General features: G+C 37.3%; 11 protein-coding genes and 1 tRNA gene. 3 read left to right on the top strand and 9 right to left on the bottom strand.

Annotation, left to right across the window (positions count from 1 at the left end; all coding sequences use genetic code 11):
* Positions 1-27: 27 nt before the first annotated feature.
* From BP621_RS07990 to BP621_RS07975, 4 genes are all read right to left on the bottom strand, one after another.
* Positions 28-1,404 (bottom strand): hypothetical protein, encoded by a 1,377-nt coding sequence (locus BP621_RS07990; protein ID WP_292389019.1) that lies wholly within the window; start codon positions 1,402-1,404, stop codon positions 28-30.
* Positions 1,405-2,032: 628 nt separating this feature from the next.
* A complete protein-coding gene (locus tag BP621_RS07985) occupies positions 2,033-2,449 on the bottom strand; it encodes an IS1/IS1595 family N-terminal zinc-binding domain-containing protein (protein WP_292389018.1) in 417 nt (138 codons plus the stop codon).
* A 347-nt stretch (positions 2,450-2,796) separates the two neighbouring features.
* The gene (locus BP621_RS07980) at positions 2,797-2,946 is read right to left on the bottom strand and encodes a hypothetical protein (protein WP_292389016.1); all 150 of its coding nucleotides are present in this window, start codon (positions 2,944-2,946) and stop codon (positions 2,797-2,799) included.
* Positions 2,947-3,313: 367 nt separating this feature from the next.
* Complete coding sequence (locus BP621_RS07975) at positions 3,314-3,985, bottom strand: HAD family hydrolase (RefSeq protein ID WP_292389015.1); 672 nt, start codon at positions 3,983-3,985, stop codon at positions 3,314-3,316.
* Between the two features lie 733 nt (positions 3,986-4,718).
* On the opposite strand from BP621_RS07975, the gene BP621_RS07970 reads away from it, so the two are divergent.
* Positions 4,719-4,803 (top strand) — tRNA-Leu (locus BP621_RS07970).
* Between the two features lie 390 nt (positions 4,804-5,193).
* On the opposite strand, the gene BP621_RS07960 is transcribed toward BP621_RS07970, so the two are convergent.
* A complete protein-coding gene (locus tag BP621_RS07960) occupies positions 5,194-5,448 on the bottom strand; it encodes a winged helix-turn-helix domain-containing protein (protein WP_292389013.1) in 255 nt (84 codons plus the stop codon).
* 238 nt (positions 5,449-5,686) lie between these two features.
* Positions 5,687-6,094, bottom strand: a complete 408-nt coding sequence (locus tag BP621_RS07955) for a DUF1699 family protein (RefSeq protein ID WP_292389012.1) — start codon at positions 6,092-6,094, stop codon at positions 5,687-5,689.
* A gap of 672 nt (positions 6,095-6,766) precedes the next feature.
* Here BP621_RS07955 and BP621_RS07950 point away from each other — a divergent pair.
* A complete protein-coding gene (locus BP621_RS07950) occupies positions 6,767-7,183 on the top strand; it encodes a transcriptional regulator protein (RefSeq protein WP_292389010.1) in 417 nt (138 codons plus the stop codon).
* Between the two features lie 431 nt (positions 7,184-7,614).
* On the top strand, positions 7,615-8,025 hold the full coding sequence (locus BP621_RS07945; RefSeq protein ID WP_292389009.1) for a hypothetical protein: 411 nt from the start codon (positions 7,615-7,617) through the stop codon (positions 8,023-8,025).
* A gap of 77 nt (positions 8,026-8,102) precedes the next feature.
* Here BP621_RS07945 and BP621_RS07940 read toward each other — a convergent pair whose 3' ends face one another.
* From BP621_RS07940 to BP621_RS07935, 3 genes are all read right to left on the bottom strand, one after another.
* Positions 8,103-8,390, bottom strand: coding sequence for a non-histone chromosomal MC1 family protein (locus BP621_RS07940; protein WP_292389021.1), 288 nt, complete (start codon positions 8,388-8,390; stop codon positions 8,103-8,105).
* Positions 8,391-9,211: 821 nt separating this feature from the next.
* Positions 9,212-9,349 (bottom strand): class I SAM-dependent methyltransferase, encoded by a 138-nt coding sequence (locus BP621_RS17205; protein ID WP_394339289.1) that lies wholly within the window; start codon positions 9,347-9,349, stop codon positions 9,212-9,214.
* Positions 9,346-9,819, bottom strand: coding sequence for a class I SAM-dependent methyltransferase (locus tag BP621_RS07935; protein WP_292389008.1), 474 nt, complete (start codon positions 9,817-9,819; stop codon positions 9,346-9,348). The genes BP621_RS17205 and BP621_RS07935 overlap by 4 nt, the downstream gene beginning before the upstream one ends.
* Positions 9,820-10,081 lie beyond the last annotated feature (262 nt).

Here is a 10,081-nt window from a genome sequence, read left to right as displayed (position 1 = left end):
GCGCCAGCGCAACTTTGATTTGAATTTTTATTCGGACTCTCCGACCGTTATTGAGTAGTCGAAACTGTTTGTATTTTTCGGGAGAATTGTAAGTTCCCAGGTTCCGATTGCTCCGGGTACTCTATACGTTTCGAGATATTTCCTGCTATCATTTTGATAGCTTGAGCCATCTTCAATTGCCCAGATGGGGGAGATATATCCCTGAGAATATACGGTACCACTCTCAGCGGCTTTCACAAGGGTCATATTAACAGGGATGGAATTGCATATCAGGTTCATTTCAAAATATGGCTCTGCCTTTTCAGGCGAGATACGCACTGATGCATGCGGGTCATAAGTTTCAGCCGAGACTTCAATCGTTATTGGGTCGGCAGTTGTGGTGTTAAAAGTTTTTATGTAAGGAGCTGTAGGCTGTTTGTCAACCGTAAAGCTCAGGCTTATTTGCGGGACAGATCCGCCATTCTCTTTCCCATCAGCGTTCATTTCGATGTAAGCATTATAACTTCCGCTTGCATTCTCTGGGACTGGTACCCTGATGGTCATATTAGCAATTTCACCGGCTTTTATGGTTGAAGGCGCAGAGATCTCTATTGTATCATCACTAAAAGCTGGCTCGTCAAATGAATAGTCATATATCTCGTATCTCATTACTTTCGGATCAATAGTAACATCTTTCCCTGCTAAGTTTTTAATTTTTATAGCGTATACATATTCCTTTCCAGGCTCGATGGTGTCAGAAACATAACTTGTTTGAAGCTCAAGCTTCGGACGGGCAGACACTGAGACCCCAAGGTGCATTGCATTGACGTACATAGAACCATTATATCTTTCATCAGATATAGAATCACTATATTCTTCATCAGATATAGAATCACTAGATCCAGAGTCACTATATTCCTGAATATATACAGGGTTATCGAATTCTTCTGGATAAGTATCATTTGTGAAAATTATCTGGGCTGCATATTCCCAACTTTCCGCATCCTCGGGAATACTTACCTCAATGGCAAAGTCCTGCTCTGCTCCAGGGCTTACCGTTATGTTTTCAGGTAAAATCGTAATCCAGCTTTCGTTTACAACATCATAGTAATCGTCAGGTGCAGCTATAACTTTCGGGGCTATGCTGAGGGTTTCGTTACCTTCGTTCCTGAAACTGACATTGAAAGTTTCATTTTCTCCCGGCATGAGATATACCGAATAATAGGCTGGTTCTATATCATGTACTGTGTAATTCCCGTAAATTTCTTCCAGTCCAGGAACTATATTACCTTCGTAAGTTCCGTTCTCGTAGATTACTGTTCCATTAAGCTCTTCTTGCTGAGCGAATGCAGCCGGTAATAATGTCAGGCAAAGGAATAAACATAAAAACTGGGATGCTGCTTTCAATGCTGTACTTTTACTCATATTTCTGGCTCCTTTATTCTGGTAAGGAATTATACACTTCTAACCAAATGCACTCAGGGTATCCAATTTCCTGCAAATTGGCAGTATAACACTCTTGCTTCGTAAATTATAATTTTTAACTAAGTTAAAGAAAATGGTCATTTTTTTGTAATGTATACAATCTCATTATGTGACCCTCTATAAAATACTTATGAAATTTACGAATACTTTTGAAGATCGTAATGGAGCTCGCGAATCAGCACTGAATCTGTTTCTCAAACGGTCTGAATCTAAAATTAGAAAAATAGATTTAGGAACTGTCCTGAGGAATAGCTTTAAGTATTTTCAATAAGTACAACAGTATAAAAAGGATTATGTTTAAGTACAAGCTCGTTTATTGAACATATAAATTTCCAGATAAAGGTTTTCAGATGAATATCTTCAGGTGGATATTCCCAGGTAAATATCTCCTTGTACAATAATTCTAAATTATAAAATTGTCCTTACGTATGGCACTTATTTATTCCACAGAATTTTATAATTTCTTTTTCTCAAGAATATTTCTTTTTTGCAAAGCTATATACTTTCGGACACGGCATACGGCATGCCCATACTCAGGAAAAATCAGCCTGTGCCTGCTTTTTCAGGGTTACTTTCGGGATGTTTCTCTCTTTTTTTCTAGAAGCCCCCATAATTTTTCACATTCACTGGCTGTAAGCCCGATTTGCTTGACAAGGTATTCTTCCGTTTTCTGGTTCTTTACCGTGTCTCGTATCAAATGGCTTATCGTATCCCTGTGATGACCTGTTATTCGTTCAATACTTCGTATTCCGTTTTTTTCAAGGAATAGCCGATATACCAGTCTTATCTCATCCGCGGACAGGTGCTTGCGATAAACAGCGGTACCTTTTGTATCCATAAAAAACTTTCCGCAGTGTTTACAATAGTATCTCTGGTGTCCGGTTCTATACTTTCCCCGCTTTATAACAGCTTTCCCTTCTACCCTGAGATAATATTCGCATTCAGGATTTGGGCAAACAGTCTCATTTTGGCTTTCAACTGACATAATATAATCAATAAGTTGTAACTTTAATAATATATTTATTTTGCTCGGTTCAACTTCAAACACTTTGTTTAGATAGATTAGCATAAAGACAAGCGTTATTCAAAACTTATTATCAAATTAACTCATAAATAATACAAATAAAATCCATCATATTTATTATTTATGAGAACGGATAAAAAATGTGTCGGCCCCTTCCCCATGAGATTCAGATTTATCCGTAACTTCGATCCTGCAAGAATACTCCTTACCCTGAAGAAAGATCTTTTACTTTCATTAGCCCGGAAAAATGAAAAATAAATTTAAAAAGCCTCACTGTTCACAGTTATCGATGTTCAAATTTAATTTTTTCAATATTCAAATATAATTATTACCTTTTTATAGCCGTCTGTACGCTGAGAAAACTCCCTGTAGGCGGCAGGCGTGTCCTCAATAGAGATTCTGTGATTTACTATAAAGTCTGGCTTTGCTACCCCTGCAATTATCATATCCTTGAGCATCAAAATGGCCTTCTTCACTGGTTTGGCCTGTTCCAGTTGTTAAGCTTTTTTCCCATATCTGTTCAAAGGATCATAAATCTGTTAGCGGAGACTATACACAAATATTAATTCAGGAGTTTTCAATACTAAAATTTTTAGAACACATTATTGGGAATATAATCAGGATGGGAATATAATAGGATGGGAATATAATCAGGGTAGATGAAATAAAGACTTTTCTTGTGAACCATTGAATAAAAACCAAAAATTAGTATGAGTAGTCACTCGGAACTAAAGCAAATCTGAACTACTGTTTTTGATTCGATTTTGCGCTTTTTATACCCTTTCAAAAAGCCGCCGTAGAATATAAGAGTAAAAGAAACAGTTTTTACTCGTTAAAAAGTTCGGATAAACTCTTTACTATCTTTACATATGGATATTGTAAAAACTCGGTTTCTGTTGTCGTTCCTGTGGTCATTGCCGCAAAATCAACATTTGCTGCCAGGGCCGTTTTAGCATCTATCAGACTATCTCCAATATACAGCACATTATCAAGTTGTTCGTTAAGGCTGTCAATTGCAAGCAATAATCCTTCTGGAGACGGTTTGGGTATTTTAACATCCTCTCCTCCAATAATGATATCTATTAAGCCCAGAACCCCATGCAGATTTAAAGTCTCAACTATTCTAAAATGATATTTTGTGGTTACGATGCCTGTATTCAGTCCACTCTGTTTTAATCGCTCTAACGTATTTACTGTGTCGATATACAGCACGGTCTCTTTGGACATTACCTCATTAGCCTTTTCCCGAAACAAGCTTAGAAAACGATTTATCAAAACTTCGTTTTCGTTATTTGTTAGCTGAATAAATGCTTTGTCGAGTGGTAATCCGACGGTTCTTTTTATACTTTCACGGTCAAATAAGGGAATATTCAGCTTGCTGAAGGCGTAGTTGAAACTTGACACAATACCATTCGTTGCATCGGCTAATGTGTAGTCAAAGTCAAAAATAACAGTACTGTATTTCATCTCTCCCGCCTTGAGTCCTGCTGTTGACATCAAATCTTGCAGGAGTGGCGTAGAATCCTGCAATATTGGCATAGAGTCCTGCTGTACTGACATGATATCTTTTCGCCCAAAAACAAAGGTTTTTCATTTGCCGTTTACATTCGCACGCTTTATTCTTGGAATTGAGGGCACAAAGTGTTAGGGTAAATGTTATTCTTGAAGGTATTTGCTAGAGTACTTTTGCATACAATTTAACAAAAAATAAAAATTCATGTATCCGGATAATTTAATTAGAATTCATTAAACTGTTTCATGAGTTGATTCGATAATTCGAAGTTTTTGGCGGATATTATCCAGTATCTTATACCTTTCTTTACGATGTACTTTTTATGGTAAAGGGCTATTTCCTGGCTAAAAATGAGCCATAAAAACCCATAATTTTTGATGTAAGTAAATAAATTAAATAAGTTTCTTACTAATTAATTTAAAAAGAAAGGGGTTAACACTTACCAAATACCATATAAAGTTTGGCATGTGTAGAACCATGAACTCGACAAATTCAATTGATTTCGAGATTCTCTGAAAGCCTGCGTTTGTTTTGCAGGTTGACTCTCCAGAGATTTCATAATCCGGGCTTAAATATGTGAAGTTTGCCAACTCGATCAAGGCGACGGACTTAAGAAATAACATGTCGGACTAAATAATAAGGAAGGGCAAACTCGAGCTAAGAAAAAAAGAGTAATAAAAATAAGCAAAACAAAAATAAGAATTTTCCCTTCACCATGCGAGAGTTGCCCAGCCAGGCCAAAGGCGATAGGTTCAGAACCTATTCTCGTCGGAGTTCGTGCGTTCGAATCGCACCTCTTGCACTAAACTTTTTATCTACTTGCTTGTGATTTTAAACCTACTTGAGCCAGATTAGATTATCATTTTCTGTCACTGTAAATCGCATGGTGAATTCTGTGCCATTGTTCCTTTTCAATTCAAACTCCCCATCTAGCTGGTCTACAAGGGAGGTTACAAGCTGAAATCCAAAATATCTAGAGTATCAATATCAAGATTTTCAGGAATGCCTACGCTATTATCTGAAGCGGTTAGAATGAAGTTAGTGCTCTTACAAGCTTCGGTTGTTCTAAAACACGGGGATGTACTCTTTTTTCATAACTGATTGATAGCGCCCATAATAGGAAAAATAAAACAGTAAACCAGAAAAAGAAAAAATTGTGATAAAAAATTAAAAAGGGATAAACTGAAGAAATTTAAAGTTTGAGTTCCATAGCCATTTTTTGGAAAAGCTTTCCTTTGTTAGTGGTAATGAAAAGCCCGTTTTCGTGCTTGATGAGTTCTTTTTCATTCAACATTTCTAGATATTTTTGGGCAATATTGAAGTTTAGATTTGCCTCAGATATAATATGAGTTTTCTTCGACCCGTTCATTGCTACTCTTAAAATATCTATGGCGATATCAATGCTGCTCCTTCTTTTAATACTAACTCCTCCCCATAGCGAATTCAAAAAACAACTATAGAAGTTCGACATTAGTCGCAAAAGACTTTAATCCATGCAGACTTCGCAGTACCTAGATAAGTAACAGCCACATTCCTTTTTTGTAGTTGTTGTTTTGCTGAAGATGCATGTGCAGGATTTAAGCTGGAGATACAATAACGAAAGATGAACCATCTCCCTTTATAATCTGATCTCCAGCTAAGTACGTAATGTCAGATCTTATCCCGCTGTATTATCCCGTTTGAATTCAGACCGGAGTTTCTTTGGTAAGGATATAAGCAATCATTCCAGGGTTAAGCTTGCTTTCTCTTGAAACCCTAGCTTCAATATCCTCAGAAGATTTTCCTTCTATTTTCATTTCCTTTATTCTTTCAATCACTGAGGACGGAACGGTGTAGTATTCGTTAATGTCCTTCCTGTGACCCCAGACATCTCCTTCAATAAGCTGGATTCTCTGCATCTCAAGGAACATTTCTATGGATTTTGAAACCGTGGTCATGTAAGATTTCGGTAACTGAATTACCTCAATTTTTGGGCAGGTCTCAACCAGGCCCAAAACGTCCTTGTTCGACGGCCTGAAGGCCAGGTGAACAATACGCTCATTCGGATTAAGTGTAAAGATTTCTTCTCTGGAACTAACTACTCGAATTCTCATACTTCTCCCCCACTATAAATTTCTTTTAATTGTATGATATAAACTACATATACTCATTATAAATAGTTATCTCATTAAACTAACATTATTTAGATAGTCTCTTGGAGATAACTAGAATCTTAGATCTCCAAGTTTGATATAGAAGGACCAAAAAAAGGAACAAAAATCGATCTTTGAATGTCATTTTTTAATTTATGCTTCACTTTTGTTCTATTTCATGCTATAATTTTTTCTAAAAGCTAATAAATTATTCTAATCTTTGATCCCTTTCAACTTGGTACTTAAATAGGACTTTTCCATTCTCCAAGTAAAGGAAAATTTGTTTGTAGGAGTCATGTACTGAAAACCAAAAACAGAAATTTTTTTATCGAAGATGGAAAAACAAAGCAAACTTAGTAACTACTCAACCTACCCAAAATCAGGTTGAGGATATTGATTTCGATGTAACTGGTAATTGTAATTACTAGCTAATAAGTAAAGATGAAACATTTTTTTATGAAAATGTCAAACCGGATAGATTATCGTATAAATATATATACTTTGCAAGCATTTATATACTGTAATCAATTTTCAAGGGCAATTATAAAAATATCATTTGAAAATCTAAGTAATAATACCATGATATTTTTAGCTGATAAATTATCCATAAAAATAGAAATACAAGGGGTTATCATGAAAGATTCTGAAGTAAAAATGCTTGATGAAGACGACCATATTTTTATTGAAACGTTAAGCAATTTTGGTATGTCCAGAAATGTCGCTACAACCATGGCATATCTTATGAATGTTGACGAGGCTTCATCCCGTGAAATTGAAATCAGTACTGGGTTAAGGCAACCCGAAGTCAGTCTTGCAATGAAGTTAATGTGCAATAAGTCTTGGGTTAATATGCGCTCGGAAAAAAAACCTGGAAAAGGGCGGCCGATGAAGATTTATTCTCTTGCGACTCCGGTTGATGAGATCATAAGTTATTATGAAGACAAGATTTACAAAGAATCTCAGGCAACCATCTCAGCAATCAAGAAGCTGAAAGTTATGAGCAAACAGGTGTCTATGAGCAAACAGGTGTCTTTTACTTCCTCAAAGTGAAGAATGTCAAGTAGGATTAGCTTCATAATGACTGACAATCCTTTTTGGCAACTCACTGTTATGGAAAACATTTAATATGGACAGTTTCTTTTGAGTAACTTTGTTTAACTTTTCTATTTCTCATCCCTAATGTGCAGTTGGTACTTCGACAGGCAAGCTCTTTGCGTCCTTATATCTATCCTTATCCCAAGCGATAGCCCTGACCTTTTTACGTGGCTTCTGGCTAGATAACTATAGTATAAACCGGGTTTAACTGTCATATTTATCCCGAAACTCTCGTTGAAGAATGGCTGAAACCGAAATTAAGGATCAGAAAAGCAATGGAGTTTCTGAGGTAAACAAATAGGGTAAAAAGTGGGACAGAGATTTTTAGTGAAGCACTGTATTTGTGTATTAACTTATTTAAATACTTAAACTACATATGTAGTAATGTGCAGCAGTACAAAACTATCCGACTCTCAAAAAGTGTATTGTCAGACCTGAAAGCTTTGCAAAAAGGCGGCGAATCAATTCCAGATACCGTCAGAAGACTGTATTATGATTACCTTGATTGTATGGAAGAAATTCAGTACAGATATTCAAGAGATATAAAGAATGACGGGTCATTTACTCAGTATATTTCTATCACTGCGTATGATAATAGTAGGTACGGATCACGATATATTGAATATTTCATGAAGATAGGGGAAGAGCTGAACGACATTGTTAGGCTCCCAAAAGACATTCTTGATGAAATCAGTTGGATACCGCAACACCCGGACGAGATATTCAATACTACTATGTTCACTTTGATATCTGTTGAAAAAGCTTTAATGGAATGGAATGGAGAAGACAAAAAGTAAGACGCATTTCAAAACAGTGTAAATGGATTTATCCAGGCCTGCCCAGAAAGTTCCCCAGGCAGCCGGTAAATAACCCCTTACTCGTCGATTATTTCGATTCTCTCTTTCTTCACAAAGGGCTTGCTGATTTCCTCCGGCATCCAGGCAGGCCTATTTTCTGGGGCTTTAACAATTTCCTTCCATCCCTTGAACACTTGAACTTTCTTTGTCCCGCGTTCTCTGAGTCTAATCGTTACAGGCTCTGATTTGGTTCCATTGCACCGATTTGCGGCTTTCAGAGCAGCCTGTCTGGGCTGTTTCCCTGTGAAAACTCCGTGCTCAGTGCCATCTTCGTCTCGTAAAACAAAATTTCTCGTATCGGCTATAATAGTCACCTCGAAAATCAGTTACTAGATACTTATTACGTTTTAAGTATATATAATTTCCTTCAAATGTTGTCGACAGTTATTGGTTTATAAAACAAATTCTGTTATTCTATGAAGATTATATAAAATTAAGTTTTCCAGGCTCTGTGCGTGGAAATGAGGGATAGACGTATCGTGCCAGCCTTCCACATATCCCATAAGTCTGGTCCCTACTACTTGTTATAATTTTTTTGCGGAGCTGTCCGGGATCATTTGGTCCATCTGGCTATGAGCGATAGCCCTTGCCTTTGTACATGACTTCTAGACATATGCGCGTGGTTAGGTACGTTCTTCAGGAATAGACGTGTCAAAATAGCTATCATATCACTACACTACCGAACTCGATAGAGATTATACACCTACCCTATCAATTTTCAGAATATACTGAGCCGAAAGTTGGCTAAATACTCAAGACCAGCTTCTCAAGCCTTGTGACGAGGTTGCTAGAGGGTTTCTCGGGTTTATTACGTGGTGTGCATATTATTCGACGACTGCATATGCAAAGTGCCCATGCTCAGACGCATGATGTACATCCGTGCGTCCTTTGAAGTAACGCTCTTCGATGTCTGCTGGACTCAAGTTCTCATAGAGACTTANNCTTAATCCTAAACTTGCAATGTCTTCGGCCAAAGTCAACGGATTGAAGCCCGTTATCATCTTTTCGCCTAGCTTTTGAAAAACCTCCTGCTTCTTTTGCATTTTAGGAGATGATTTTTCGTGGATAAATGCATTGGTATCGAAATGATATAAAACAAATGCACTGCCCTTAGGGGCAATCTCAGTTATGGAATGCAGTGTCGAAAAACTTCTTCCCGAGTCAAATACATGGTGACTCCAAGCCAGCTAAAGAAGCTTTTAACATTCGGACTATAAGATGAATGGGTGAGTGCTGTTGCTAAATTTTCTTTTGTGAAATCTATAGGAATGAAGTGTAATTGTGATGGGTGTTCCCATCACAATTCGGCAAGGCGAAGAAGCTTAAATTTTGTGTGGCTGGAAGGTCAACCTCAAATACTTCCAACAGTTCCCTCGTTTCAGGTCGCCGAAACGCAAAGGTATCCATCCCTGCTCCAAGGATAACATACTGTTTTACTCCCTGCCTGACAATCTTCTCTAAGGCATCTTCCGTGTACCGGGCACGGCTGAGAACATTGGTTGATTTCATTAAAGACGCAAAGGTAGTTGTCTGGTTTGAGAGCGATGTAGTACGCTCAGAATTATCAAACTGTTTATCCCTAGTCAAACCTTGGTCAATTAATGCTCGTACCTTTTCCGGTATCAAACGATAGGCCAGAAAATCATCAAAGATTTTAGGCGTATCATGCATTGAATGGTAGGCACGAATGTAGGCAGTCATCATAGCAGAAAAACTAGCTTGGTTCTTGTTCATTGATGATCTCCTTTTTACTGTAGTGCTCCGGGGATAAGGACCAGCTATATTATTCTCTTTGGGAATAAACCGACATAAAAGTGAATGGATTACAATATTTGACTTCTTCAAGGCCAGAGTAATTTAGATTATTGACTTGTCTTTTTTTAACTATACTGATAGTTTCAATTTCTTTTAAAGTCTTACTTGCAGAGCGAAAAGACTTAAGATCTGGCTTTGAAGGAATTCGTGGGTTCGAATCCCACCCCTCGCATTAAGTTGT

This window comes from Methanosarcina sp. UBA5 (assembly GCF_002505485.1).
In the GTDB taxonomy this organism is placed as follows: domain Archaea; phylum Halobacteriota; class Methanosarcinia; order Methanosarcinales; family Methanosarcinaceae; genus Methanosarcina.
The sequence above is the reverse complement of the archived record's forward strand: the minus strand, read 5'-3'. Positions and strand labels throughout refer to the sequence as shown.